The organism is Bernardetia sp. ABR2-2B, assembly GCF_037126435.1.
Lineage (GTDB): Bacteria > Bacteroidota > Bacteroidia > Cytophagales > Bernardetiaceae > Bernardetia.
Genome location: NZ_CP147020.1, coordinates 2,531,230 through 2,554,863, shown reverse-complemented (window position 1 = coordinate 2,554,863; position 23,634 = coordinate 2,531,230). Strand labels below are relative to the sequence as shown.

General features: G+C 35.3%; 35 protein-coding genes. 4 read left to right on the top strand and 31 right to left on the bottom strand.

What is annotated here, in order from left to right; translation table 11 throughout:
* The 21 genes from WAF17_RS10865 to WAF17_RS10765 form a co-directional block, all read right to left on the bottom strand.
* Complete coding sequence (locus tag WAF17_RS10865) at window positions 1–654, bottom strand: N-6 DNA methylase (protein ID WP_338769914.1); 654 nt, start codon at window positions 652–654, stop codon at window positions 1–3.
* Between the two features lie 6 nt (window positions 655–660).
* Window positions 661–801, bottom strand: a complete 141-nt coding sequence (locus WAF17_RS10860; RefSeq protein ID WP_338769912.1) for a hypothetical protein — start codon at window positions 799–801, stop codon at window positions 661–663.
* 176 nt (window positions 802–977) lie between these two features.
* On the bottom strand, window positions 978–1,775 hold the full coding sequence (locus WAF17_RS10855; protein ID WP_338769910.1) for a hypothetical protein: 798 nt from the start codon (window positions 1,773–1,775) through the stop codon (window positions 978–980).
* Complete coding sequence (locus WAF17_RS10850) at window positions 1,776–2,435, bottom strand: hypothetical protein (protein WP_338769908.1); 660 nt, start codon at window positions 2,433–2,435, stop codon at window positions 1,776–1,778.
* A 3-nt stretch (window positions 2,436–2,438) separates the two neighbouring features.
* Window positions 2,439–3,308 (bottom strand): hypothetical protein, encoded by an 870-nt coding sequence (locus WAF17_RS10845; RefSeq protein ID WP_338769906.1) that lies wholly within the window; start codon window positions 3,306–3,308, stop codon window positions 2,439–2,441.
* Window positions 3,309–3,317: 9 nt separating this feature from the next.
* On the bottom strand, window positions 3,318–3,716 hold the full coding sequence (locus WAF17_RS10840; protein WP_338769905.1) for a hypothetical protein: 399 nt from the start codon (window positions 3,714–3,716) through the stop codon (window positions 3,318–3,320).
* A gap of 2 nt (window positions 3,717–3,718) precedes the next feature.
* A complete protein-coding gene (locus tag WAF17_RS10835) occupies window positions 3,719–3,901 on the bottom strand; it encodes a hypothetical protein (protein ID WP_338769904.1) in 183 nt (60 codons plus the stop codon).
* Window positions 3,867–4,229 carry a hypothetical protein gene (locus tag WAF17_RS10830; protein ID WP_338769902.1) on the bottom strand — a complete coding sequence of 121 codons (363 nt, stop codon included), beginning with the start codon at window positions 4,227–4,229 and terminating at the stop codon, window positions 3,867–3,869. The genes WAF17_RS10835 and WAF17_RS10830 overlap by 35 nt, the downstream gene beginning before the upstream one ends.
* A gap of 55 nt (window positions 4,230–4,284) precedes the next feature.
* Complete coding sequence (locus WAF17_RS10825) at window positions 4,285–4,485, bottom strand: hypothetical protein (protein ID WP_338769901.1); 201 nt, start codon at window positions 4,483–4,485, stop codon at window positions 4,285–4,287.
* A complete protein-coding gene (locus WAF17_RS10820; RefSeq protein WP_338769898.1) occupies window positions 4,472–5,296 on the bottom strand; it encodes a hypothetical protein in 825 nt (274 codons plus the stop codon). The genes WAF17_RS10825 and WAF17_RS10820 overlap by 14 nt, the downstream gene beginning before the upstream one ends.
* Before the next feature lie 14 nt (window positions 5,297–5,310).
* On the bottom strand, window positions 5,311–5,688 hold the full coding sequence (locus WAF17_RS10815) for a hypothetical protein (protein WP_338769897.1): 378 nt from the start codon (window positions 5,686–5,688) through the stop codon (window positions 5,311–5,313).
* A complete protein-coding gene (locus WAF17_RS10810) occupies window positions 5,685–6,119 on the bottom strand; it encodes a hypothetical protein (protein ID WP_338769896.1) in 435 nt (144 codons plus the stop codon). Before WAF17_RS10810 ends, WAF17_RS10815 begins: the two co-directional genes overlap by 4 nt.
* On the bottom strand, window positions 6,109–6,489 hold the full coding sequence (locus WAF17_RS10805) for a hypothetical protein (protein ID WP_338769894.1): 381 nt from the start codon (window positions 6,487–6,489) through the stop codon (window positions 6,109–6,111). Before WAF17_RS10805 ends, WAF17_RS10810 begins: the two co-directional genes overlap by 11 nt.
* Before the next feature lie 112 nt (window positions 6,490–6,601).
* Window positions 6,602–7,288 carry a hypothetical protein gene (locus WAF17_RS10800; protein WP_338769892.1) on the bottom strand — a complete coding sequence of 229 codons (687 nt, stop codon included), beginning with the start codon at window positions 7,286–7,288 and terminating at the stop codon, window positions 6,602–6,604.
* Window positions 7,289–7,376: 88 nt separating this feature from the next.
* Window positions 7,377–8,342 carry a hypothetical protein gene (locus tag WAF17_RS10795; RefSeq protein ID WP_338769889.1) on the bottom strand — a complete coding sequence of 322 codons (966 nt, stop codon included), beginning with the start codon at window positions 8,340–8,342 and terminating at the stop codon, window positions 7,377–7,379.
* Window positions 8,343–8,414: 72 nt separating this feature from the next.
* Window positions 8,415–10,631, bottom strand: coding sequence for a transglutaminase-like domain-containing protein (locus tag WAF17_RS10790; RefSeq protein WP_338769886.1), 2,217 nt, complete (start codon window positions 10,629–10,631; stop codon window positions 8,415–8,417).
* Window positions 10,603–11,184 carry an N-acetylmuramoyl-L-alanine amidase gene (locus tag WAF17_RS10785; RefSeq protein WP_338769884.1) on the bottom strand — a complete coding sequence of 194 codons (582 nt, stop codon included), beginning with the start codon at window positions 11,182–11,184 and terminating at the stop codon, window positions 10,603–10,605. Before WAF17_RS10785 ends, WAF17_RS10790 begins: the two co-directional genes overlap by 29 nt.
* A gap of 2 nt (window positions 11,185–11,186) precedes the next feature.
* Entirely contained in the window at window positions 11,187–11,687 is a 501-nt protein-coding gene (locus WAF17_RS10780; protein ID WP_338769882.1) for a hypothetical protein, read from the bottom strand.
* Entirely contained in the window at window positions 11,680–12,408 is a 729-nt protein-coding gene (locus WAF17_RS10775; RefSeq protein ID WP_338769880.1) for a hypothetical protein, read from the bottom strand. The genes WAF17_RS10780 and WAF17_RS10775 overlap by 8 nt, the downstream gene beginning before the upstream one ends.
* A gap of 91 nt (window positions 12,409–12,499) precedes the next feature.
* Entirely contained in the window at window positions 12,500–12,871 is a 372-nt protein-coding gene (locus WAF17_RS10770) for a hypothetical protein (protein WP_338769878.1), read from the bottom strand.
* A gap of 117 nt (window positions 12,872–12,988) precedes the next feature.
* Window positions 12,989–13,402 carry a hypothetical protein gene (locus WAF17_RS10765; protein ID WP_338769876.1) on the bottom strand — a complete coding sequence of 138 codons (414 nt, stop codon included), beginning with the start codon at window positions 13,400–13,402 and terminating at the stop codon, window positions 12,989–12,991.
* Between the two features lie 270 nt (window positions 13,403–13,672).
* Between WAF17_RS10765 and WAF17_RS10760 the strand changes: the two genes are divergently transcribed.
* From WAF17_RS10760 to WAF17_RS10745, 4 genes are all read left to right on the top strand, one after another.
* Window positions 13,673–13,948 (top strand): hypothetical protein, encoded by a 276-nt coding sequence (locus tag WAF17_RS10760; RefSeq protein WP_338769874.1) that lies wholly within the window; start codon window positions 13,673–13,675, stop codon window positions 13,946–13,948.
* Between the two features lie 236 nt (window positions 13,949–14,184).
* Window positions 14,185–14,361 carry a hypothetical protein gene (locus WAF17_RS10755; RefSeq protein ID WP_338769873.1) on the top strand — a complete coding sequence of 59 codons (177 nt, stop codon included), beginning with the start codon at window positions 14,185–14,187 and terminating at the stop codon, window positions 14,359–14,361.
* Between the two features lie 155 nt (window positions 14,362–14,516).
* Window positions 14,517–16,688: an N-6 DNA methylase gene (locus WAF17_RS10750; protein WP_338769872.1), complete on the top strand. Its 2,172-nt coding sequence runs from the start codon at window positions 14,517–14,519 to the stop codon at window positions 16,686–16,688.
* Window positions 16,689–16,786: 98 nt separating this feature from the next.
* Window positions 16,787–18,139, top strand: coding sequence for a restriction endonuclease subunit S (locus tag WAF17_RS10745; RefSeq protein WP_338769871.1), 1,353 nt, complete (start codon window positions 16,787–16,789; stop codon window positions 18,137–18,139).
* A gap of 38 nt (window positions 18,140–18,177) precedes the next feature.
* On the opposite strand, the gene WAF17_RS10740 is transcribed toward WAF17_RS10745, so the two are convergent.
* From WAF17_RS10740 to WAF17_RS10695, 10 genes are all read right to left on the bottom strand, one after another.
* Window positions 18,178–19,155, bottom strand: a complete 978-nt coding sequence (locus WAF17_RS10740) for a hypothetical protein (protein ID WP_338769870.1) — start codon at window positions 19,153–19,155, stop codon at window positions 18,178–18,180.
* A gap of 71 nt (window positions 19,156–19,226) precedes the next feature.
* Window positions 19,227–19,433: a hypothetical protein gene (locus WAF17_RS10735; protein ID WP_338769869.1), complete on the bottom strand. Its 207-nt coding sequence runs from the start codon at window positions 19,431–19,433 to the stop codon at window positions 19,227–19,229.
* Window positions 19,434–19,561: 128 nt separating this feature from the next.
* Entirely contained in the window at window positions 19,562–19,780 is a 219-nt protein-coding gene (locus tag WAF17_RS10730; protein WP_338769866.1) for a hypothetical protein, read from the bottom strand.
* A 332-nt stretch (window positions 19,781–20,112) separates the two neighbouring features.
* Window positions 20,113–20,460: a hypothetical protein gene (locus tag WAF17_RS10725; RefSeq protein ID WP_338769863.1), complete on the bottom strand. Its 348-nt coding sequence runs from the start codon at window positions 20,458–20,460 to the stop codon at window positions 20,113–20,115.
* Window positions 20,461–20,811: 351 nt separating this feature from the next.
* Entirely contained in the window at window positions 20,812–21,378 is a 567-nt protein-coding gene (locus WAF17_RS10720) for a hypothetical protein (protein WP_338769861.1), read from the bottom strand.
* A gap of 72 nt (window positions 21,379–21,450) precedes the next feature.
* Window positions 21,451–21,807 (bottom strand): hypothetical protein, encoded by a 357-nt coding sequence (locus WAF17_RS10715; RefSeq protein ID WP_338769860.1) that lies wholly within the window; start codon window positions 21,805–21,807, stop codon window positions 21,451–21,453.
* Window positions 21,808–21,890: 83 nt separating this feature from the next.
* Window positions 21,891–22,601, bottom strand: coding sequence for a hypothetical protein (locus tag WAF17_RS10710; RefSeq protein WP_338769859.1), 711 nt, complete (start codon window positions 22,599–22,601; stop codon window positions 21,891–21,893).
* Complete coding sequence (locus tag WAF17_RS10705; protein WP_338769858.1) at window positions 22,598–22,894, bottom strand: hypothetical protein; 297 nt, start codon at window positions 22,892–22,894, stop codon at window positions 22,598–22,600. The genes WAF17_RS10710 and WAF17_RS10705 overlap by 4 nt, the downstream gene beginning before the upstream one ends.
* Window positions 22,895–22,897: 3 nt before the next feature.
* Window positions 22,898–23,185: a hypothetical protein gene (locus WAF17_RS10700; protein WP_338769857.1), complete on the bottom strand. Its 288-nt coding sequence runs from the start codon at window positions 23,183–23,185 to the stop codon at window positions 22,898–22,900.
* Between the two features lie 91 nt (window positions 23,186–23,276).
* On the bottom strand, window positions 23,277–23,576 hold the full coding sequence (locus tag WAF17_RS10695) for a hypothetical protein (protein WP_338769855.1): 300 nt from the start codon (window positions 23,574–23,576) through the stop codon (window positions 23,277–23,279).
* Window positions 23,577–23,634 lie beyond the last annotated feature (58 nt).

Here is a 23,634-nt window from a genome sequence, read left to right as displayed (position 1 = left end):
TTATTTCTTTTTGAGTACGATAATATGAGTAGGAACTTTGGTGTCTTTAAAGATGCTACTTAGCTCATAGGCATCTATAAGCTGACCTACTTTCAAAATGGCTTCTTTTTCTTTTTTATACTGATTGAATCCAGTATTGAGGAAATTTTGAGGAGCAATATAAATAAGTAATCCACCTTTTTTGAGTAATTTCAATCCATACCACATAAAGAAAAATTCGTAATTGGACATCTTTGGCTCTCCTCTTCGTGGAAAATACGAAGCCCAACGACCAGAGAATTTTCCATAAGGTGGATTACCTATTACAAGTGAAAAAGGATACCCTTTGAGCCATGTGGTGTCGCCTTCGTAGTCGTGCCTATATCTTTCTGGCTGTAAAAAAACTTGTTCAAAAAAAATATTGTAAAAAGTAGAAGTAGGAAAACGATTTTTGACAATTTCAAAATATTCTGATTCGGTTTCTAGTCCTGTTACTTTCGTTTTATCTGGAGCATGAACTATCATATTTCCAGTTCCGACTGACGGCTCTAAGACCGTTCCACCATCGTAGCCATGAATTTTTGCCAGTTCCCACATTTGCTCACAGATTTCTTCTGGTGTGAAGTAGGCGTTTAGTATTTTCTTTCCTTTTCGGTTTCCTTCGGAATAACTCATGTTTTTTTACTTTTTGAAAGCATTTTGATTTGAAAGAGCCTCAATATGCAATGACTTGGATTGAAGGCGTTGCAAGACCATTGCATCATCTTGGACGATTGGTAGTACAATACGAGTTCGTTTTATACGCTTTAGTTTATTTGCCATCTTTTAGTGAGTTTTCTTACTTGATAATTTGGCTGTGTATTGGAGAAGCTGAACGTTTTTAAGTGAGTGTTTTTTTATAACATCTTTTCCAAAAATTGCATTTATGAGATGTTAAATAATACGTTAAAAAGGCTTTTTGAGAGTGTTCTTAAAAGTGAAGATTTTAGTATAAAATCTTACTTCAACTCTTTTGCAGCTTGACTAATACAAGCCTTCCATTTTTTACGTGGATTCGCCTTTTGGATTTGCTTGGCTCTTGCAGTAATCTTTTTCAGTTTATTATAGCCTTTTCGCTGTCCTGCCGAAAGTCCAGAAAGTCCTGTTGATTTTCCTTTATTTTTGTTAGAAAGATAGTTTATCCCTTCATTGAGGGCGTAGCCTGCTGTTACGCCTACCAAAACGGTAGTAGCCACGTTTCCCCAGTTGGTTTTATTTGACTCTGCAATCTGTCCACCGTCAAGTCCATTCATTTCATTTTGTACACACCTACAATTAGGAACAACACTTTGATTTTTTCTTGTTGTTGCTACTCTCAAATTTATTCCCATTCCTTGAGCTAGTAACCTTTGAAGCTCACTCGTCATTCCTATTCCTTGACGGATAAAATGAATGAGGATTTTTGAAAACTGTGGCAATAAACTTGGTGCGCCTTGTCGTATGATATTTAAACCTACTTGAGCCATAGAATTAAAACGCTGATATGGTTTACTTCTCCAGATAGCTACGTGGTCATTCATAATTAGAGTGGCTGCTCCTCTCCATCTTCTATAAAAATCGGTATCTTCATCGTTATAAGAAGCATACTCAAAACCATCATCTAAACCATCTTCATAAGCTGCTTTCCAACGCTGCCTACTTGTGTTTTGTCCTACCACTTGTTTGAAACTAGAAGGCAGTAAATTATCCTTTATCGCTGTATAGATAAGTGTATTGAGGAAATTATTATTTCTGTGAGTAAGCTGTCTGATATTCATTTAAGAGGCATTTTTGTAGTGAGAATAAATAACCGAACTAGCTGCTAATAGACTAGCTCCATAAGTCAGTCTTCGGTGGAGGGTTCTGCGTTGCATACGCTCGTCAATTAAACCGTAGGAAAACTTATTGCCATAAACAGATGCGTGATATTCTGCTAAGTCTATCAGCTCATTGAAATTAGAAGCATTGTCTAATACTTGACATCCTGCGCTGTACTTGTCTATTTTTAAAGTTGTTCCGTAGCTTCTAGCTCTATGAATATTGATTCCGAAATGACCTTTATAGACCTTTCCATTCATAAAATCCAGTTTTGCATTACGATTGTAGTCTCTACGAATTTTGACAGGAGCAGCTTGAACTAAAGCACGGTACTGCCCTCTGTGATAACCAAGTGCATACGCATCTACATACTGACCAGCTTGAAGCATGGCTGTTCCTTTTTCCATCATCGGATTCTCTAGCCAGTATGTGCCTGTGTCTGTGGTACAACTCCATTTTAGCGTTACCCACTTGTTTCTGTTGTCTTTGAAAAAACAGACAAACGTATCGTCGAAACGATTTGCCTTTACGCTATTGGAGCGAAAACCAATAAGATTTAATTGATACGGATTCTCATAGACTTTCCAGTTCGCTTTTTTAAGGAAATTAGCAAGTTGCATAGACTAGACTTTTACTAAATCTCTCGTAGAAGCAATGACAAGGGCATTGTCTTTCGTTTGGATAAGTGTTTTACCACTTTTGGACTTGATAGCTCTACCCAAAATCAAATTTTTACCTACTACGAGATTCCCTTTGTTTTCATCAGCTATTGTAGTTGGTCGTATTGTGCGAACTAAAAACTGTATTCCAGACAGACCAGAATCACTCAAAATCTCACGGATAGCTGTTACGTTGTGTGTTTTAAAAGAGACTTTTCCACCGTCGGTGGTATAAGCAAAATCTTTCTTCAGACCTTTTGGACTATATTTTCTATACTCTAAATCAATTTGTTTGATTTGTGAAGAAGTCTTGTCTTTTAATCTTTCCAAAATGGCAGCGTAATCAGTCGTAAAACCTCGTAACTCTTTAGAAATAAAGGCAGCAATCGCTGCAAAATCTTTAGAAGTAGAAACTTTGATAACCGAACCTTTGCTTTTAAGTGAGTGAAGCTCCATCATAGAAACAGGCGACTTTAGTCCTGCTTTTGATACGGCTGCGCTTGTCATCTTTCCCCAAACACCGTCAGCACTTGAAACCATTTTACCTGTACGGCTTTTCTGCATAGCCGAAAGATGTCCAGATTGAATGAGTGCCTTTTGAAGTTCTTTGATTTGACTTCGTGAGCTACGTGGTGTGATTCCACTTCCTGTATAAGAACCTCCTGTTTTTATGGGTGGAGGAGGGAATACAGTTTTCTCTGGTGGTATCTGACTAGCTCCTTTGCCTTTGCCCAAGAGCTTAGAAATTTTACCAGTTTCTTTGTTGTACACATAACCACCTACACCAAGCGCAGCAAGGCTACCAAAAATCATTATTCCGTGTTCTGTTTTCATAGTATTTTTCTAGTTTGGAATTTCTTTGATGAGTTTTATGACAACTTTGTAGTCGTCTGAACCTACTTTTTTAAGGTCTTCCATCAGCGTTCTGCCTACCATTCTTTGATACGATTTATTGACTTTAGAAAAGAAGTCATTGCTAGGCATTGCACGAAGCAATCTATATACTTCTTCTTCATCGGCATTGAAGTCGTACCATTCTGTTGGTAAAGCATTTTCAAACTGAATGGCATAAAACTCTGGTTTTTCTGCATCGGTGGCGTTGGAGTAATTGGTGTTTTTTTGTGAAGTACGAACGTAATTCTTGACCAAAAAGGCAGTTCCAAACGGTACGCCAATTGCAACCGAAACACCTAAAACGGTAGGAAGTACATCAGCAAATTTTTTGGCAAGTAGTGGGTTCATAATCAGTTCTTTGATTTCTCAATGAATAATTTGAGTAGGTAATTTTGTTCTTCTAGGTTAGAGATGCGTAGCTCTAGCCTTTCTATATCCTGCTTTGTAGCATAGTTTTGTTTTTTCTTTTGAAGAACAGACAAAATGGCTGCTACAATGCTAGGAATCAGTTTTTTGAGGAGTTGTAGTTTCATTTTTTTGTTCTTTGAAAAGTCTAAACTCTAATTTCACTTCTCTAAACTCTACCTTTACTTCTCTAACTTCCTCTAAGATTTGTTGATAAACAGCTTCACGTTGTAGCTCTTTCTCCTCGTTTTTGTCAGCCAGTTCTTTAGCTTCTTGTTCGGCTTTGTTTTTTGCTTCTTTGAGGTCGGCAACATCTCTTTTCATGTCTCTGAAAGCGAGGTATTGTCTTGCCAAAAAACCACCGAGTGTAAAGATTCCAGAGGTTTGCCCAAAATCTAAGAGTGCGCCGAGTGTTACTGTTTTTATTTGTAGAATATTTAATATGTCCAGTATCATTATCAAAAAGTAGTAAGAGTAAGTAGATGAGTAACAGCATTCGGAGTAGAGCAGATTAGGACTTTAGGGCAAATTTTTTGAGTAGTTTGAATTGTTTACTTTCAGTAGTAATATGTTTAGCTACCGTTAGTAAGCCTTCATTATTACCTTGATATTTTTGAAGAATTTGATGGAAAGCACTCATTACTTGTTGTGCTTCTTTATCATTTTTTGCGTTGAAAGTAGCATCAAACTGATTGAAATTATAAGTCGGCATGTTGCGTAGGAATTAGGTTTTCTAATTGGATTAAAAGAGATTTATTTTGAGAGGCGTGGTGTAGAAAATTAAATACGATTTCCAGTTCCTCGTCCTCAAAGTGTTTTCTAAGGTCTGCGACTAAGGCAAGCAATTTATCATCACTTGGGGCATCGCTTTTCGGTGTGAATTTTACACCAGAAGGTTCTTCAGTAGATGAAGGGGTAGTCTCGTTTTGTTCTTCGATTGTACCTAATGCTCCAAGCATCGGATAGGTCTCTGCTAATTTAGACTTAGAGAGGGTTTGAGCTAAGGCAGGGGCTACGGTTTCTAACACGCCAGAAAGACTACTTTGTCTATCCTTAATGGCTTGTATTTGCTCTTTAGCATCAGCTTCTATTTCTCTGATTTGTTCTTTAGCTTCCTCCTTGATTCTTGCGTTTTCGGCTTCTAAGGATTCTTTTGCCTTTTTTAAATCCTCAATGAGCCTGTCTTTTTCCCAGTCTGCTCGTTCTTTGGCAATATCTATCTTAGGTTTTTTATCAAAAGCATTATGAGCTTCTTCTTTTGGTATTCCATTCAAACCATTTTGAGGCATTGTAAAAACATTCCTATCATTATTAGGAGAGCCACCTTTATAAACTCGTATAGCCACATACTTTGTTGTCGGTTGTATAAACTCCATAAAATCATAGAACCTATCTGTATCAGATGTTCTACCAATAATTTCATTTCCGTCAATTTCTACATCATAATATTTATTGTTTTGCTCTATGATTTTAAAGAGTAAATCAATAGCTTTTTCAGAATAATCTCTTGGAATGTATGCCATAATTCAAAAATCTATTAGGAGGGAGTGGGAATTGTTTTATCTTCAGTAGTTTCTTTTGGGTTTTCTTGGTTCGCCTTTTTTGTTTTCGATAAATCCAAAACTTGCCAAAAGTGAAGGGTTTGTCTGGAGTAAATGATATTCTCTATCTTTATTGCGCCAGAGTGTTCTAGTACCGTTTCGTTGGTTTCTTTTCCAAATCTTCCAAAGAAACCTTTATCCGATTGTAAGATGATTCCAAAGTCTGTTTTGTCTTCGTCTATAATCCAAAATTCGCCATAATGCGTATTGATTTCTTGCTCTTCAGTTGGCTCAAAATTGAGTTTTTTAATACGAACAGCAACGTCCTCTATACCGAGTTCTTCTAAGCGAAATTTGATATAATCTGGTATCATTCGTATCTCAAAATTAAGGTTACATTGTATTTAGGGTCTGGACAAAACTTTGGTGTTGAACCAAAACCATTTGAAAAGCCACTATTGAAAGCATCTTGACAGTAGTATTTGGTATTGAGCAAATCCGTAGCAATTACTTCTATCAAATCCCCTGCTTTAACAGGCAAAAGGATATTTTCTAGTTCTTCTTTCTTTCGTATAATGCCACTTGGAAGGGGAACATTCACACGAAAAAACGCTGACATTTCAGTATTGAGACATACCGAAAGCGTAGCAATGGTACTTAAATCTACTTGGTAGTAGGCATTCGTTTCATTGCAAAGGGCTGTTACGCCTGTTATTTTTGTGGCATCTGTGGGAATGCGAAATGAATCCTTTACTACTTTATTTAAGTCCATTTGTATTTTATGGACAAGGTATCTAGGTTTCATAACGAACAATAATAGTTACAGAATAAGGGGTAAGGGTAGGGCTACTAGGTGCTGCTTGGTCTTGAAAGCGCATTTTTAAATTATAGGCTGTCAAGGTTTCATCTAATTCGTGCATTCGTTCACTTGCAGAAACTTCTCTACCAAACATCAAGAAACGAGCAGGAAATTCCTCTGGAAATAGCTCTCTATTAGAGAGTTCAATACGGCACGAGCCACGAGTGGCAAGCAACGTTTCATCTGGAGAATCTAAGCGAATCCCTGTTACTTTTCTAGCTTCACTAGGCAGTTCAAACTTTTTATCAATAATAGAGGTGCTATTAATGGTAAAAGTGTATTGCTTGTAGGATATTTTTGGTTGTGTAGGGTTCATAAGAAAGTGATTTTGAGAGATAAAAAAAGGCACGACACACACAAAATAACTTGTGGCGTGTGCCTTTTACCCATCGCTCCGAATTTTTAGCGTTTTATGTTTTTAGTGCCTACTATCTAGGGATAGCACGAGTACCGACAAGCATAGCACATACATACGTATTGGCTGTGATTCCTGTCATCGTTGGCATAGTGAGTTCTAGCTCAATTTCGCCTTCATCTTTAATAAGACGAGGGTTTTCTAATTGATGTAGAGATTCTTTTGTGTTAGCATCATTCAAAAATGCGTAACAAGGTAGCTCTGATACGATTTCTTTCTTGTGTGCTTTGGCTGTCAGAACAGCAAGTGAATCGCCTTTGATACCTTTCCAAGCTGTAAAAACGGCTTGCTTGATTTCGTCTGGGGTTGGTGCTGCTCCAGAAGCAGTAACCTCTGCACGAAGTAGTACGATAGCCGTTACGACCATTGCCTCGCCTTTTGGCAAGCGTGAGCCGTCAAGATTGGTAATACCAAAATCTTTTTGGTCTGCCGAGTTGAAGAACTTAGTTACTTTCTCTAGCTTCTTTACCGAATAGATAGCTTCATCTACAAGACGAGCATCGTTGTTGGTAATTTTACGAGCTAGATTGGTATCAAATTCTTTGCTCTCCATGTGTTGCATAAATGAAATGCGAGAAGACTTTGTCTCTGCATATTCTTGTGCCTTGCGAGTGGCAATACGCATAGGATTTTTGGCTCTACGCCCTGCTTTACGTGCTTTTATGGCTGCACGTCCTTCCAATCCCAATAATTCGTCCATACGTTTAGTTTGTTAGGTTGCTTCTTGGAGGGAAGCAACAAAGTGGTAAAATAAGTAAGTGGTAAAAAGTCGTTGTCTTTAGATTTCTCTAATAAATGTCTTCCTCGTCATACGTACCTTCTAGGTACATATCTTCCTCGTCTTCTTCATCAAAACCTTCAATGCCTTCGTCGTGATTGGCATACGCTGCTTCATCATAATCTTCAGCATCCTCATCTATGTCAAATTCATCTTCTTCATCAAAGCCTTCCAAGTCATCATCTTCTTCGTCCTCATCATCGTCAATGCCCAAAAGACCTTCTAGCGTACCTACACCGTCGGCAACTTCATCTAAGAAGTCGTCATCGTGTCCGTTCAGTCCTGCCATAGATGCACCACCAATGAGACCAGATAGTCCTTCAATAGCATCCATTGTTTCCTCATCAAATGAACCTTCTTCTAAAAGTTCTGGGTGGGTATGTACAGTATCTCGTAGAGCATTTAAGTTGCCTCTAAGTCCTTGTAATACATCAGAGAGGACAATACCGTCTTCTTCGTCTTCGCCTTCTAGGTAGGCATCAAAATCGTCTAGGTTTTCGGCTAGACCTTCCATGTGTTGCGCTAATTGGCTCATCTCGTGTGAGGGGAGTTGATATACATCTGAATCATCATCAGAGATATAGTGTGAATATGAATTGATTTGTGGGGCTTCGCCTAAATAGGCTGCGTGCTGAACTTCCTTTGCATAGCCTTTTAATCGTTCTAAGGCTGCTTTAGGGTTAAAGGCTTCTTTGATTCCTTCTACACCCTCCAGTCCATTGACAGATTTTGGAGAGGTTACATTGGCAGCCATTCCTGCACCGATGGAGGTAACATAATCTTGGTCAAAGTATTTTCCTGCGAAAATGATAGGAAAAGATGCCAGTAAAGACGGCTTGCCAATCGTTGCACCCATCGCACCTCCTGCTACGGCACATACTCCGTGAGCAATAGCTTGCACGGCAGAGGCTTTTGCATCTTTTTCTGTATTTGCTGTAAAGAGTTTTTGTATTTCGTTTTTAGATTTTTTGCTCATAACTTTTTGAAATAATGAATCCGAAAAAGAGGGCGCTGGGTGGTTGGGGATAGTATTTTGTGTGAGTAGTGTTTAACTAAATCCTGCAAAGGCAGCAGTACCTTTCAGACTTTTTCCTTTCTTTCCTGCACTACGTGGTTTGTAGCTACTCTTAGGTTTGTAAGGCTGATAAGAAGTGGGTTTCTTAGGACGTGTCAGTAGATAGACTGTACCACCAATGATAACAGTTCCTCCTATGCCAATGCCGACGGCTGTTTTTGGGTTTTCTTTTGCCCACGCAATGCCTTTTTGGAATAGATTAAGCTCTTGGGGTTCTTCGTCTCCAAACTCGTCTAATTCATCAAATTTAGCATCAGCAAAATCGCCTTCATCGTCTAAGAGTCCACCATCATCTTCCACCATTGCAGCAAAGTCATCTTTGAGCATCGGTAGGTTTTCCGTGAGGTTCTTAGTGGCAGCTTCTATATCCTTAGAAGATTGTTGCATATCAAAATCTAAATCATCATCAATGCCTTTTTCAATCTCTGAAGTATCAAAGAAAATATCATCTTCTTTCTGCTCTGAACCTCCACTTTTTTGGGTTTGGGTTTCTGGAGTATCATCGCCTCCCCAGTCACCTTCACTAAAAAAGTCTCCATCTTCATCTGTCCAACTCTTTCCTCCACTACCTGTATTTTTAGTAGTTGTTGTTGAAGTAGTACCTGCATCAAAGTCATCAAAATTGAAATCATCAGTTTGAATATCGTTTTGATGGTCTATTTTGATAGGGTTGATTTTGTCTTTGGTAATTTGGACTTTTCCTTTACCTCTTTGGTTAGAAGTTGTACCTCTTGTTCGGATAGTAACATTTCTCTTAGTGTCTTTTTTAGCATTGTTTTTCCTACGTTTTAGGTCTCTACGCTGCTTACGACGTTGTTTCCAACGTTTGAGGAAATTGGTTTTTCCCTTTTTTGCTCGGTCGGCTCTCTTCGTTTTTCTACGTGCTTTGCGCTTCTTCTTTCTCTCCTTTAGTTTCGTTCTGAGTTTAGAGAAAATACCTCCACGTTTTTTGGTGCTTCCACCTTTGTTTTTCTTGCGAAAGCGTGAGAAAATGCCTCTACGCTTTTTCTTTTTTCTTGTACTTGTCCCTTTGTTTTTCTTACGAAAACGATTGAAAAAACCTCTCTTTCTACCTTTAGACTTAGAAGAACTAGGGTTCTTTTGATAGTCCGTATAGGCTTTTTTGAAAACGGAATGTCTTATGATAGCATTCCATGTGTTGCGAGTTTGAGCAGAAGTAGAAACACGTTGTAAGGCTGCTTTATAGCTTGCCTCTCGTTTGGCTCTTGCCAAAAACTGTTTGAAAATAGATTGCCAAGTCTTGTCGTTTAGCACTCCACGATTGGTTGTGTAGAGCTTGACAAGCTCATCTAATGAACGACTAGAAAGTCTCTTTTTAGCCTTTTTAGCTGTCCTTTTGGCTGCTCTTTTCGCATTTCGCTTTGCTTTACGTGCCTTACGTTTGTTCTTGAAACGACTGAAAGCTCCTCCTTTTCTTTTTTTCTTGTTTCGGCTCTTGCGTTTTTTTCGCTTACGTCTTTTGAATAAACCGAGTGCGCCCAAGTCTTCCTCTACGGTAGTGTTACCATAATCATCATCTTGATAATCGGTATCGTAATCGTCTATCCCAGAAAGCAATAATGTACTCATCTTATGGTCTTGTTTGTCTGTAAATTCTACTTCGTAGTCGTCATCATCTGTTACAGGGTCAATGATGTTGTAGCGTTTCGGCTTATTTGTACGGACTACTTTTTCATATTCCTCTCCAGTAATTTCATCTTTGAAGAGTTTGAGTTCTTTGCGATTGGGCGCATCATCATTGTAAACGATGATATAAACGTGTTGCCAGTCTGACGAATATTTGGTTATTCTGAAAGCAAAAGGAATCTTTAGCGAATAAAGAAGTGCGCCTATGAAGACGCTGAAACAATCACAGTCTCCTTTTTTATCTGCCCACATTCTAGCAGGAGTTCGGATTTCTTCAATGCCTCTTCTGTCTTTTTCATATTGAATATGGTCATAGACAAAATGAAAGATAGTAGAACATGTCTCTGTAATCGTTTTTCCTTTTAGGGCTTGTGCAAGCCTAGCAACGTCCGTGTGGGTAGCACGAACAATGTTTTTCATGGATTTAACTGTAAATCCTACTTCAATTAAATCAGAGAGTTTTGTGTTTTGAAAATTAGGTTTCGGAATCAGATGGTCATATCGTTTGCCAGATTTAAGCTGACGCTTGCTTTGTGCTATCATATCCGAAATGGTATTCTAAAACTTTAAAATTGTCGCCTTTGTAGATTCTCCATTCTGGAATACCTACAATGCGTGTGTTAGTGTTTAAATCAGTATATTCAATCTGTCTTGCCCATTCAATGACATTGAAACAAGGACAATTTTTCAAATCTACTTGATTGTGTCCTAACACTTTGGCATTTGGATATTTCCATAAATACCATTCTAAAACACGTATCAATTCTCTTTCTTGAATTTCTGTGCGATTATCCGTAGGCTGTCCATTCTCATCAATACCACCTTCCCAACAAATGTGGATAGCATTACGATTACTGATAAAAATGTCCTTTGCTCTAAAGGCTTTCACACCATTAGATTGTTTGCCATGAGGGACAAGCCGTTTGACAAGCCCTGTTTCCTCAACGACAACATGATAGCCTGCTACGCTCCAATTCAAAATGTTGATAAAATAATGCAGTAGCCATTCCCACGTATATTTTTGAGGGCTTGCAGAGGTATGAATTACAATGTATTCTACCATTTCATCTGGTAAAGGTCTGTACTTACGTGCCATACTTATACGTTTTGCTTTGGTTTGATAATTGTAAATTCATCTAGTTTGGAGTAGGGAATGCGCTCGTTTACACGAAGCTCGGTATGAATGAATACCTTTTGTTCTCTACTGCCTTTTTGAAGGGCATTTTTGAGGATAGAAAAGATAGATTTTGCAAGGGCAAGTAAAATATCTTCTATCGTTCCAATGCGAATGCGAAACTTGGTTTCTTCATTGCCTTTGATGGTGTGCTGTCTGTTTTCTATTGTGGTAGAAATGAGTGGCTCATTTTTAGCCATATCTTCCTCTGATTTGAAAACTCGCACAAAAGGGTGTGAAACTTTTAGACTCGTAGAAGTAGGGTTTTGAACTCTTACCTCTACATAGACCGTCCCCTTTGATACCGTAGGTTTGGTATGCAAGACAATTTTATCGCCTGCTTTTTTGAGGTTGCTTATCTTTATGGCTGCAAAGACAAGTCCTACACCTGCAATGGCTGTGATGCCTACTGTTTTGTTATCCATAGTCTTCCTCCTCTCCGTATTCGTCCTCGTAGCCATACTCATCATATTCTTGCTCTTCTGGATACATATCCTGTTCGGTTTTTACACCAGATTTGTTAAGCATATTTAGAAGAGCTACTAAGACAGGCGTTGCTGCTGCAATTACTGTGGCTGCTGCTACTTCGCCTAGTTCTTCTTTAGCATGAGTAGGAACGAAAATGTCTATGTCAGAGGAGAACCCAGAGAGTGGTACTTTTCGGTCTCTGTTGCCACGACCTTTGAGGATAGCTCGCTTGAGGTTTCGTGTTCTTCCTCCGAGTTGTTTGAACTTACGTTCTAGTTTGGAAAGCGCACGTTTGATTTTTTGGTGTTTGGTCATATCTACACCTAGACGTTGTGCCTGTGTAGATGTCAGATACCCATATCGCAGCCTAGAACTCATCTTTTTGAGGTCTATCTTAGCTGCTGCCAAAATACCATTTCGGATAGCTACCGTAGCAGGATTAAAACGTTTGAAGCCTTGCCAAGCTCGCTTGAAAAAACCACCTTTTTTGCGCCTTCTTGTGCGACGCTTGGCTCTACGTGCCTTACGTTTGGCTTTTCGTGCTTTCTTTCTAGCTCGTTTTCTACGTCTTCTACTGCTACGACTACTATGTTTTTTACGTTTTCTTCGCCTTCTTCCATTTAGTTCTTGTGGCTCATCGGTAGGAAAATCGTCGTCGAAATAATCGTTCCTATTCATTACTAAAGTCTTTCAAAATTCTACATATCGGAGGGTGTGGGTAGAATGAAAGGCTATTTAAAGCCTTGAAAGGCTGTTGTGCTAAAGGCTGCTAGTTTTTTTTAGCAAAGAGGCGTTTGCCAGAGTTGAATAGGGCAACACCTGCAAGAGCATACGAAATACAGTCTTCAATAAACTCTTCTACTAGCTCATTTGCCAGTTGGAATTGAGCCTTGAACCTATCTACAATTTTCTGAATTTCGGCTTTGTACAAGTCCTTGATTTGAGGAATGGTCTTGTCTTTAAAAGCATTGACAGAAGAACCAAAAGGAGCAAGAGCAACAGCAACTTGGACACCTTCAGTAAAGTTGATTTTACCATCTTGTAAGACTGTACCTAAAGTAGTGGCAAATGCACCTAAGTTTCCAAAAAAGGCTTGCGTTTCAAGTGTACCTAAATTTCCTGTATATAGTGGCTTGTTCATAGTAGTATGAAGTATAAAATCAAAGTGGAATAAATAAAGAGATGAGGAGAAAAAACTCTATTACTCTCTATTAATAATAGAGTTTTTTGAAGTATTCTATTGTTCTATGTTGGCTATCTAACTTATCCTAGTCCGTACTGGACTGATTCTGTTTTTACCTATGGGAACTACATTTGTATTTCGCCTTGCCCTATCTTTTACAGATATATGAGTAGAAGAATGTTGTACAAAGGGTAGTGAAAGGTAAGTAGTAAGAAAGTCTGTATCTGACCTATTTAATTCTATGGGAACAAAATGTTCTTCAGATAGAAGTGGACAGAAATCACTACAACTGTTTTCTTGTTTTTTGAAAATCACAACATGGTCTGGGGAAGCTAAAAAGATAGCTGCATCAGCCGTAGCTTGTGGCTCTCCAACAAGAATGATTTTTGTAGTTTCTTGGTCAGAAATAGCTTCATTTTCTGCAAAGGCATTTATGAGAGTGCCAAAGGCAAAAAGGAGCATCACACAGAGGAATTGAAATAGTCTCATCGCTGTAATAAGAGTTAAGTGAATAATGAATTAAATCGTTTTTTGCGCTTAATCTATACTACAAACTTACGGTAGTCGTGAGCTTCACTTTCCACAAATGGACACAAAACGACAAACATTCCTAAAAACTCCTACAAATTCCCACTCACTCCCACAAATTCCCACTACTTTATATAGGCTAAACCTTTGATTATTCGTAACTTGCAACTACAAATAATACAAATACTTCTATACTACTTTTACTTTACTTACCACAAACCTCTTTCAATTATGAATAGTGCTGCTGCTGCAAACACGCCCATCGCATCGCACACTTGTCCTCACAAACACAGTTTTAGAAAAATAAATTTAGAAGGAACACTTCCAGTAAACCGTCCGATGACAAAAGGAGATTTGATAGCTTTTTACAACGTGTCTTATAAGACCTTTAAAAAATGGTTAGAGCCTGTTCTTGAAAAGCTAGATTATACCAACAAAAAAACTTTTTTTGCTAGAGATTTGAGGATTATTAGGGAACATCTGGACGGTGTGCCTTTGGAGTATTAAAAGACAAAACACATAAAAAAATCCCTTAGAGTAATCTGAGGGATTTTTCTGTTTTAGTTTAGTTTTTGATAAACTTCTTAAAAAAGTAACCTTCTTTTGATATTCCTTTGATTATATAAAAACCATTTGGAAGCTCATTTTGAAAAAGTGTTTTCAAAGGTATTTTTACTACTATAAATACTGTACAAGCTCCCTTCGCAGGACGTGTAGTAGCTGTTTTTTATCACAAACAAATTATGAAACGTCTTCTTAATGAAGAAGATATAAAGGAATATGCAACAAAACGAATGACTAAAGAGGAAGTATCAAAGGACGAAAGCGTTGAGTTATTCAATTATTTGCAGCCTTTAGAAAAAAATGAACTTGAAATAGGAAAAGTTCGTCATTTTGATTTTGAGGATTTGAAGGACTAAGAACTGTTTTATAAAAAAAAACACTTTTCCAACCTACTTGCATCAATTACACTTTTGTAATTGGTGTTTTTTTATTATTAAAATATATCTTTGTTGATTCAATTTTTAGAAAATTGCTAAATAATTTTCTTATAGGCATTTACAACAAACACCTAATGAGCCAGACTGAAAAACTACGAGAATATACAATTAAAGGAATTGAAAAAGGACTTATTCATATTGATGGTAAAAAGGAATATGTTACTTACCTTCATCAAAATAAAAAAAGAAAATACACAAACCCAGAGGAACAAGTACAAGTAGAAACCTACTGTAAACTTGTTTTGCATTATGGTTATCCTCAAACACATATCTTGATGTTTGAGAGTGTCAAAATGGGTGTTTCTACAAAAGAAGCTGATATATTGGTTTATCAAGATGAGAAATTAGAAAAACCATATATCGTCATTGAATGTAAAAAAGAGGATATTTCAGAACTTGAATTTAAAGAAGCTGTAAAACAAGCTCTTAGTTATGCTCATGCGATTGCAGGAACTACTAAATTTGTTTGGGTTACAAAAGGAAACAAAGAAGAGTTTTATAAATTTAATAAAGACCAAAAATCACAAGAACAAACAGCAAATATTCCTTATTTTGGAGAAACTGATGAGCCAAAATATAGATTTGCTAAAAATGGTTTTTATTATGAGAATAAACAAGGAGCAAGTAAAAAAACAGAAGTAGAAGATTTAAAAGAGATTACAGAAAGTGACCTTGAACGTCTTTTTAAACAAGCTCATGATGCTCTTTGGGCAGGTGGAGAACTCAATCCTACACAAGCATTTGACGAATTAGATAAACTTATATTTTGCAAAATTTGGGACGAAAGAAATACAACAGTAGGACAACCGTATCAGTTTCAAGTAGCTTCTGATGAAACAGTAGAAGAATTAAAAGCAAAAATATTTGGACTTTATGACAAAGGAAAACAAAAAGACCCAGATGTTTTTAGCAAAGATATTGACCTTACACCAGAAAGAATAAAGAGTATTGTAGAATATTTTCAAGCTGTAAATCTTACAGAAACAGACCTTGATAGCAAAGGAAAAGCATTTGAAACCTTTTTAGGTTCTTATTTTAGAGGAGAATTTGGACAGTATTTTACACCAAGAAATGTAGTAAAATTTACTGTTGATGTTTTACCTATCACAAGCGAAGCTAGAGTTTTAGACACATCTTGTGGTAGTGGGGGATTTTTATTGTATGTATTGGATAAAGTCAGAAGACAAGCCGATATACATTACCCAAAGCCAGAAGAAGGAGAGAGAGCAGGAAGATATTACAATGATTGGCATAGACATTGGCACGATTTCGCTGAAAAAAACCTTTATGGAATAGAAATAAATGACCAAATTTCTAGGGTAGCAAAAATGAATATGATTATTCATGATGATGGACACACCAACGTAGTTACCCATGATGGACTTTATGATATTAAAACGATAAGTGAAAGAACAGGAAATACAGGCTTCAAAGAAAATTCATTTGATTTTATTGTTACCAACCCTCCTTTTGGTTCTATTGTAAAGCAAGTAGAAAAGTCATATATGCAGATTACAGAACATCAAAAACCGTATTACAATTTAGCTATAAAAGATGTAAACTGGATTGATAAGAAACTAAAACCAAATCATAAAACCACAGGAAGGGAAAATCAATCTACTGAAATTCTTTTTATCGAACAGGCACATCACTTTCTAAAAGAAGGAGGATATTTAGCAGTTGTTTTGCCAGATGGAATACTTACAAATAGCTCATTGCAATATGTTAGAAATCAAATTGAAAAAGATTTTAGGATTGTTGCCGTAGTTTCTCTTCCTCAAACGACTTTTACTGCAACAGGCGCAGGTGTAAAATCATCTGTTTTGTTTCTCAAAAAACATACTAAACAAAAAACAAAGGAAATACAGAAACTTCAAGAAAAAATTGAAAATCAAATTGCATCACAAAACAAGCTCAAAGAAAATATAGATGATTTACAAAAGCAAAAGAAAGAGAAAACAAAGGACTTAAAAACAAAAGACGAAGCTACAAAAGCAAAAAAGAAAGAAATTACAGATGAGTACAATGAAAAAATAACACAATTTAAAGAGGAGCTAGAAGAGATTTATCTCACTCAAAAACAAGAACAATTACCAGACTATCCAATTTTTATGGCAATAGCTGAAAATATTGGATATGATGCAACAGGAAAAACAATACCTCAAAACGACCTTATAGAAATAACCCAAGAACTAAAAAAATTCATCAATAGCATAGAAGAAGGGACAGACCATTTTTTCGTCTAAGCCCTTCACTGAATAAAGATAAAATTTTTATCATACAGAGAAGGGCAATAGATGGACGTTTTGACCCAACATTTTATAAAGGAGAATTATTTGGTTTCTTGACTGAAAATAAATATCCGATACGTAGAATCAAAGATGTCATTCTAAATATGAAATCTGGATTCGGTGCAGGAAAACAAGACCAATCTCAAGAAGAGGGAGGAATAATACAAATTAGACCTACGAATATAGGAAACGAAGGAAATTTAAAATTTAAGAAGAATGTTTATCTACCTAAAGAATTTGTAGAATCTAAAAAGGATATTTTTCTTGAAAAAGGAGATGTTTTGTTCAACAATACAAATAGTCAAGAATTAGTAGGAAAAACTTCGTTTTTTAATGAAAATGGTAGTTTTATGTTTTCTAATCATATAACAAGAATACGAGTAGATGAAAATAAAATTGTTCCCTATTTTCTAGTATTACTGTTTAATTCGTTTCATAGAAGAAAGATATTTTATAGTATTTGTACAAATTGGAATAATCAATCTGGTATAGGTGCTGAATTATTACGTTCTTTAAAAATCCCAATTCCACCACTAGAAAAACAACAAGAAATAGTAAATTTATTCCAAAACGCCTATCAACAAAAACAGCAAAAAGAACAAGAGGCAAAGCAATTATTAGATAGTATTGATGATTATTTGATGGAAAAATTAGGCATTGAGTTATCTCAATCCACTCAAACAAAACCATTTTTCTATACTCGTTTTAGTGCTGTACAAGGAAAGCGTTTTGACCCAAAAAAATATGAACCTAACGGACAAAAACTAATTAATTCCTTGCAATCTAAAAAGTATTCTGTAATCAGAATGAAAGATATTATTACTCAATCTGTTGCAGGAGATTGGGGAATAGATAAAGATTTAGAAGGTTTTGATAAATGTTTAGTAATCCGTGCTACTGAATTTGATAATTTATATAATTTAAAATTGACTAATAATAGAGTAAAATATCGTTTCATTAGTCAAGTTAAATTATCAAAAATGGATTTGCAGATTGATGATTTATTGATTGAAAAATCGGGAGGAAGTAAAGACCAACCTGTTGGACGAATTGCAATAATTACAGAAGATATTTATAAAAAGCATAATTTAGCTTACAGTAATTTTATTCATAAAATTCGTGTAGATTCCTCGATTATAAATCCAAGTTATTTATTCGTTTTTCTTAAAACTATCCATAACATAAAAATTACAGATTTGATGCAAAGTCAAACAAATGGAATAAGAAACTTAATTATGCAAGAATATTTAAGTATGTCTATTCCTCTTCCACCAATGGAAGTTCAAAATGAAATTGCTACTCATATATCATCTCTACGTAGTCGTGCAAAGGCTTTAGAAAAAGAGGGCAAACAGCTTCTCAAAGAAGCAAAACAAGAAGTAGAAAAAATGATTTTAGGAGAGTAATGGCAAAAAAGCCGTTAGTTTTAGACTAACGGCTTTTTTTAAGATATTTTAAATTTTTCGTTTGCAAAGTGTATGTAAGCGATTTCTTTTCCTGTGGCACTACCTTCTGCCATTAATAACTTGAGTTTGTTTTGTCTAATTTGAATTATACTTTGTGGTATTTTACTCCACTCTAGTTTTAATAAATGTTCTGCAATACTTAAAGGTAGAGTAGCTACAATCATTAGTTTTCCATAATTATAACTTTCCTTTGCTAACTTCATTTTATGCTCAAATTCAACAGTAAAATATTCAAGTTGCTCGTTTATTTGGTTAATGTTCATGCTAGAGTTTACAACTCCATTTAGCCAATTTATTAGACCTAAGTATCTACGGCGATTATCTGAATCATTCCTAAAATCAATAACATCTTGTATAGAGTAATTCTCATTGGGTACTGGAAAGTGAGAAATAGTTATATAAATGATACTATGCTCCTTTTCCTGAGATAACCCAGAGAATGTATCTTCATCACATATAGGTATAAAAGAATTTGCACTATCTTTTTGAGCTAATATGCAAGAAGAAACCCTACTATGATATTCAGCTACTTGTTCAAACTTGCTAGAAAGATTGATAAAGTCTAAATAATGTTTTGTATAATTTTTCTTCAAGCCAGAGATAACTTGCTCATACTCTTCAATAAACTTGGTATGAACATTATCATATTCTCTAACAGATTTAAGAGCATTTTCAAAGTCTATGTTATTATTAAAATATACCTTTTCTTTACTTGTTTTGATTTTAGAGAGTTGAAACTCTTTTAATATGCCTTTGCTAGTTAAATAGTCTACATTAGCTTGAATTTTTTTTAGTATAGGAGGGTCATAACTCATAGTACGAGTTATGTTAGACAGTAAAGTAAATCGTAGATTGTGTATTTGAGTATCATAATATAGATTATCAAAAAATAGCAAATCTCTTTTGATAAATTCATTCTTTTTAGCATTCCAACTAACAATAGCATTTTTTCCCATTAGTAGGTTTAGTTAAAGTTACAATAACACAAAATAAGCCTAAGAGGTATCCCTCTTAGGCTTATTAAAATTTAAGATGTATGACACAAAGGGGAGCAATATTTACAACCATTAGATTGTCTATACTTTTTCTTAGCTTCTGTAACAGCATCTTTACAGGTAGAAAAATCTCCTAGATATGTTCTATTAGAAACTGAAGGCATCCAACTACAACCTTCTTTATGAACTTCGTGGTCTCCATTTGATTGAGCATTGTCATTTACATAATAATTAGCCATATTTTACTGGGAGTATAGTGAAACAATAAAAAGTATTTTCACTATCAACGACAACTTGCTAATATAAGTTTCAAGATAAAAATAAAATTATCAAATATATGATATTATCTAAATAAAAAAGCAAAATTCTATTTATACTGCCAACAATAGTTTTCTCCAGAGTTGGAAACACAATGTTTGCATTGCTTGCCTGTACTTTTTGCTGTTGCCTTGCATTGTCCATATTTGCAGTCTAGTATTTCAAAATAATGACTTTGTACCTCAGAATGTGTTATATCTGAAGTAAAACCCATCGTAAAGGTAGCAAGTATTAGCAGATTGAGCAGAATGATTAAACGTTTTTTCATCGTATTGAAGTAGATTGAGTGAAAAAAATAATTTTTAGAGTAATGATACACAATAAGATATGCATTAGTTTTTATATATCACAATTCAAAATAGATAAAAAACAGTTAAATTATAGTTGAAATAGGGTTGAAAAATAGTTGAATTATAGTTGAAATAGGGTTGAATTAGTATTGAAAATAGATAAAAAAATAAAAAAAACCTCTCAAATCAGTTTTTGAAAGGCTTTTTTGTGCTGTTAGTTTAGGTATTTTCTGGTACTGAAGAAGACACTTTTTAGGATAGTGTCAAAAAAAACTAGCTAGATTACTAGCTAGTTTGGTTAAATAATTCATTAAGTTTTAGAGTTACTCTTAGTCTTTCTCTTCTGCTTCAACACTCTCTTATCTTTATTCTTGACTTTCTTATTCTTTGAGTGTTTTTTTCGCTTATGACTCTTAGATTTCTTCTGCTTCAACACTCTCTTATCTTTATTTTTGGCTTTCTTATTCTTTGAGTGTCTTTTTCTATTATTTTCTTTTAGCTGTTTATTTTTTTCATTATTGACCTTTCTGTTTTTACTTAATAGGTTTAAGATTAAATATACATACTTCAAAGAATTCAATACACTTTTGTAATTATCACTTAGGAATAAAACTAATGCAGTTACTCCTGTTATAAGATGTTCAAATATTTCTTCCATTTACTGGTTTTGGTTTTGTAAAACCAAACGTGTCTATGTGAACATATTTGAACAAACTTGAGGTATATGTTCATCAAGTTTGGTTTTTATTTGTGTTTTTCAAAATGAGATTGTACATAATATTATATTTATGTGTGAAAATAATTTAGTAAGCACTATGGCATTACTTATAAAAAAAATTGAGTTTTAAGAATTGTCAAGTCATATTTTCCTCCTTTCTGATTTAAAATTAAACACCTATTACAGAACAAAAATAATTCCTTTAAATTTACTTATGACAAAATGTCATTTTGCTAAAATTTGTTTTCAAAAAACAAAACTACACACAAATCAAAAAAACTCAATATAAAATCAAATCTGACTAAATAAGTAGTTAATCATTTTAAGTCTGAATTGTAGCATATTTTCAAGCATTTTAGAATCACATATACTAAACTCTGACTTGCATTTTTGATAGTCTTCTGACGGCATTTCTGTTCCATTGTTAGCTAGATAACATTGTTCTACTTGCTGAAGAGCTATCTTGATTTCTTGCTCACTAGCAAAGGTTTCTTTTGGCTCTTCGTAGGCTTCGCTTATCTCACTCTCTTCTGGAAAATACATAGGCTTGGACTTTTGTACGGTATGCTTCCAAATCGTCTTATTTTCATATCTATCAATGATAAGAGCTGTTTTTAGAGTGCCATATTTAAGTTGATACTGAATTGGATTTTTGACTACATTATTTATGTATTTCTTCCAGTAAGCTAAAATTCTTTCAGTATCATGGTCAATCCAAGCTGCATATAATGTGCGTCTTTTATCTACAAAAGCTCCATCACTATTTTGTTCTTGCTCTCTGTGGTACAAAACAAGTTTATACCTACAAGGGACTTTATTTTTGTTGTTCGGAATGTGAGAATGAGTTGTTTGATTCATAGTTTTTGTGTATATTTGTATTGAGGCTCTGCTGGAGAGCAACCTCAACCTCAAGGCTAATTCTTTTAAGTTTTAGTTGGGCAAATCTTGCTGATACGTTCGGTAAGATTTTTTTTTGCTCAATTTTTTGAGAGTTCGGTTATTTTTACTTTTTATTTCAAAGTCTCGCAATCTCTCATTTCTTTGTGCATTTGGCTTTTTTCTTTCTCTGTTTTTATCCGTTCCCCTATCTAGCCAGAGGAGAAAACTCTTTCTCTGTAATTTTTCTTTGTACAGAGACGTATTGCCTTTCTCTTTTCTCTGTGTTTGACCCACTCCCACAAAACGGAAAAATTTACCGACTTTACATGTATTTCTAAGTATTTCTATATACAGAGAAATATTACATAGAAAGACTATAATAGTGGTATTTTTTTCCGTATTGTTCATTTTTGAGGCTTTTTTTAGGGTGTTCTTTATAGGGTCGCTTTTGAGCAACTTTTAAAAATTTTGAGAAAAAATTGGATTACTTCTTAGGCATCAAAAACGTGTTGTACCGACACATTTTTACCGTAGAAATTTTGAGCTAGTTGTCTATATATCTTGCCTTCTGGAGCATTTCTGATAGCTTCACAGGCTTGTTGTGAACACTTTACAATAAGTGTGTTATTTTCCTTTGAAAAGGACTGTAAAGAGAAGTTTCTGAAGTGCTGTTTTTGCACTTCGCTTATTCCTGCAATGCTGCAAAAATCTTCCTTCAAACGGTAGAATTTTTGGGCTTCTGGTAGGATTCTTTTGGCTTCTGCTATGGTGTATCCTGCGTAAGTGATAAGGTGGCTAGGGTCAAGAAAAATAGAGAAATTAAACCACTTACTATAAGGGTCAGTACCCTTTTTAGGTTTGAACAAAAAACCTGCTTTAGATAGTTTCTTGACGTGATTACGGATGGTTTTTTCAGACCTTACTCCTCGTTGTGTGGCTAGAGATTGGTTGTTTGTAACCAAACAGGCATACTGCTTTCCATTTGTCCAAGTGATGAGCTTGGTATCTTTGCTTTTCTCTTTGTAGAGACGAACAAAGGTATCGTAAATAAAGAGTAGAGTAGCTTGTTCATTGGAATTGATAGCCTCTCCTACCTCCTTTCCATCATTGTAGTCATCTATTTTTGCGAGCAGACTACGGTGCATCTTTTCGTAGGCAATGTGATTCGGTTTCTCTTTGCCTTTGGGTTGTACTTGATTCATTTAATTTGAGTTTTTAGTTGGGTTGGGTTTGGGGTGTCTTCATCATTTGTATTTTTAAGCTCCTGTACTTGCAATAAAAAATCGATTTTTGATTGAAGTATTTTAGTGAACTCTTCTTTATTTGAGTTCTCCCAGTATTTCTCAATGCGATGTATTTCCTTTACTTCTATTTTAAGCTTTGGTTTGTCATCGTATAAAATGGTAGCAAATTTCTTATCAAAAAATACCTGCTCATTGACAGAAATATAAAACCATTTATTTTCTCTATTTTCATATTTAAAATACTGTATCATATTTTAAGAGTTTGTCTGTTTTTCTTTCCTTTTTTGAGAGTTGAGAATCTGTATTTGACGTTTCAAATCATTGTAAGAGATACCTGCCAAATGTTCGTTTGGTTCAGATTCTGCTGCATTGAAAAAGTGTGTCAAGTAGCTTCCTCTTTCATCTATTTCAACTATCAAGGTATTTACCTTTTCACTTTCCTTTTTCAACTGCTCCTGTTTCTCATCAGCTTCGTGAAGCTCTGTGAGTTCTTTGAGGAAAATAGCTAGTGTTTCTTTGACTTGGTCTTCTACTGGGTTCATAATTTTCAGATAGTAAGTGATTATTGAGTAAAAAAAAATCCCTACCCTAGAAGAATAGGGGTTTTTGTCTTTTCTTATTTATTGCATTTTACTAAGGCATACGGACAACTGTATAACCTTTTTTCATTGTCATTTCTAATTCCTCAAAAGCTGGTTGGTTGAGAAATTTTCTAGCTGTGGTCTTAGGTAAATTGGCTTTAAAGTCCTCAACAATTTCCTCTTTATCATTTCTTACCACGGTACGAACATAGCTTTTTTGTCCTGTTGGAGAAAGCCATAATTCTACAATCGTTGTAGCAAATTTTTCAACAACTACACTATCAGTAGCTGATTCATTTGCAACATTTGTGTCTGCTACATTTGGTTCTGGAGTTTGGGTTTGGTCTGCCATAATTTTTAGCTTTAAAGTTGGGTTTTAATTAATAAAAATGGTTGTAACGTTTTCCGAA

What these genes read in the sequence shown, in the direction of transcription:
- WAF17_RS10815 (WP_338769897.1), bottom strand. Translation starts at nt 5,688, where the DNA reads ATGATACCAGATTATATCAAATTTCGCTTAGAAGAACTCGGTATAGAG.
- WAF17_RS10855 (WP_338769910.1), bottom strand. Translation starts at nt 1,775, where the DNA reads ATGAATATCAGACAGCTTACTCACAGAAATAATAATTTCCTCAATACA.
- WAF17_RS10810 (WP_338769896.1), bottom strand. Translation starts at nt 6,119, where the DNA reads ATGAAACCTAGATACCTTGTCCATAAAATACAAATGGACTTAAATAAA.
- WAF17_RS10830 (WP_338769902.1), bottom strand. Translation starts at nt 4,229, where the DNA reads ATGATACTGGACATATTAAATATTCTACAAATAAAAACAGTAACACTC.
- WAF17_RS10800 (WP_338769892.1), bottom strand. Translation starts at nt 7,288, where the DNA reads ATGGACGAATTATTGGGATTGGAAGGACGTGCAGCCATAAAAGCACGT.
- WAF17_RS10780 (WP_338769882.1), bottom strand. Translation starts at nt 11,687, where the DNA reads ATGGATAACAAAACAGTAGGCATCACAGCCATTGCAGGTGTAGGACTT.
- WAF17_RS10805 (WP_338769894.1), bottom strand. Translation starts at nt 6,489, where the DNA reads ATGAACCCTACACAACCAAAAATATCCTACAAGCAATACACTTTTACC.
- WAF17_RS10710 (WP_338769859.1), bottom strand. Translation starts at nt 22,601, where the DNA reads ATGAATCAAGTACAACCCAAAGGCAAAGAGAAACCGAATCACATTGCC.
- WAF17_RS10730 (WP_338769866.1), bottom strand. Translation starts at nt 19,780, where the DNA reads ATGAAAAAACGTTTAATCATTCTGCTCAATCTGCTAATACTTGCTACC.
- WAF17_RS10850 (WP_338769908.1), bottom strand. Translation starts at nt 2,435, where the DNA reads ATGCAACTTGCTAATTTCCTTAAAAAAGCGAACTGGAAAGTCTATGAG.
- WAF17_RS10795 (WP_338769889.1), bottom strand. Translation starts at nt 8,342, where the DNA reads ATGAGCAAAAAATCTAAAAACGAAATACAAAAACTCTTTACAGCAAAT.
- WAF17_RS10765 (WP_338769876.1), bottom strand. Translation starts at nt 13,402, where the DNA reads ATGAGACTATTTCAATTCCTCTGTGTGATGCTCCTTTTTGCCTTTGGC.
- WAF17_RS10840 (WP_338769905.1), bottom strand. Translation starts at nt 3,716, where the DNA reads ATGAACCCACTACTTGCCAAAAAATTTGCTGATGTACTTCCTACCGTT.
- WAF17_RS10790 (WP_338769886.1), bottom strand. Translation starts at nt 10,631, where the DNA reads ATGATAGCACAAAGCAAGCGTCAGCTTAAATCTGGCAAACGATATGAC.
- WAF17_RS10740 (WP_338769870.1), bottom strand. Translation starts at nt 19,155, where the DNA reads ATGGGAAAAAATGCTATTGTTAGTTGGAATGCTAAAAAGAATGAATTT.
- WAF17_RS10750 (WP_338769872.1), top strand. Translation starts at nt 14,517, where the DNA reads ATGAGCCAGACTGAAAAACTACGAGAATATACAATTAAAGGAATTGAA.
- WAF17_RS10835 (WP_338769904.1), bottom strand. Translation starts at nt 3,901, where the DNA reads ATGAAACTACAACTCCTCAAAAAACTGATTCCTAGCATTGTAGCAGCC.
- WAF17_RS10820 (WP_338769898.1), bottom strand. Translation starts at nt 5,296, where the DNA reads ATGGCATACATTCCAAGAGATTATTCTGAAAAAGCTATTGATTTACTC.
- WAF17_RS10700 (WP_338769857.1), bottom strand. Translation starts at nt 23,185, where the DNA reads ATGAACCCAGTAGAAGACCAAGTCAAAGAAACACTAGCTATTTTCCTC.
- WAF17_RS10865 (WP_338769914.1), bottom strand. Translation starts at nt 654, where the DNA reads ATGAGTTATTCCGAAGGAAACCGAAAAGGAAAGAAAATACTAAACGCC.
- WAF17_RS10860 (WP_338769912.1), bottom strand. Translation starts at nt 801, where the DNA reads ATGGCAAATAAACTAAAGCGTATAAAACGAACTCGTATTGTACTACCA.
- WAF17_RS10760 (WP_338769874.1), top strand. Translation starts at nt 13,673, where the DNA reads ATGAATAGTGCTGCTGCTGCAAACACGCCCATCGCATCGCACACTTGT.
- WAF17_RS10755 (WP_338769873.1), top strand. Translation starts at nt 14,185, where the DNA reads ATGAAACGTCTTCTTAATGAAGAAGATATAAAGGAATATGCAACAAAA.
- WAF17_RS10725 (WP_338769863.1), bottom strand. Translation starts at nt 20,460, where the DNA reads ATGGAAGAAATATTTGAACATCTTATAACAGGAGTAACTGCATTAGTT.
- WAF17_RS10770 (WP_338769878.1), bottom strand. Translation starts at nt 12,871, where the DNA reads ATGAACAAGCCACTATATACAGGAAATTTAGGTACACTTGAAACGCAA.
- WAF17_RS10785 (WP_338769884.1), bottom strand. Translation starts at nt 11,184, where the DNA reads ATGGCACGTAAGTACAGACCTTTACCAGATGAAATGGTAGAATACATT.
- WAF17_RS10715 (WP_338769860.1), bottom strand. Translation starts at nt 21,807, where the DNA reads ATGAACAATACGGAAAAAAATACCACTATTATAGTCTTTCTATGTAAT.
- WAF17_RS10735 (WP_338769869.1), bottom strand. Translation starts at nt 19,433, where the DNA reads ATGGCTAATTATTATGTAAATGACAATGCTCAATCAAATGGAGACCAC.
- WAF17_RS10720 (WP_338769861.1), bottom strand. Translation starts at nt 21,378, where the DNA reads ATGAATCAAACAACTCATTCTCACATTCCGAACAACAAAAATAAAGTC.
- WAF17_RS10775 (WP_338769880.1), bottom strand. Translation starts at nt 12,408, where the DNA reads ATGAATAGGAACGATTATTTCGACGACGATTTTCCTACCGATGAGCCA.
- WAF17_RS10705 (WP_338769858.1), bottom strand. Translation starts at nt 22,894, where the DNA reads ATGATACAGTATTTTAAATATGAAAATAGAGAAAATAAATGGTTTTAT.
- WAF17_RS10695 (WP_338769855.1), bottom strand. Translation starts at nt 23,576, where the DNA reads ATGGCAGACCAAACCCAAACTCCAGAACCAAATGTAGCAGACACAAAT.
- WAF17_RS10825 (WP_338769901.1), bottom strand. Translation starts at nt 4,485, where the DNA reads ATGCCGACTTATAATTTCAATCAGTTTGATGCTACTTTCAACGCAAAA.
- WAF17_RS10845 (WP_338769906.1), bottom strand. Translation starts at nt 3,308, where the DNA reads ATGAAAACAGAACACGGAATAATGATTTTTGGTAGCCTTGCTGCGCTT.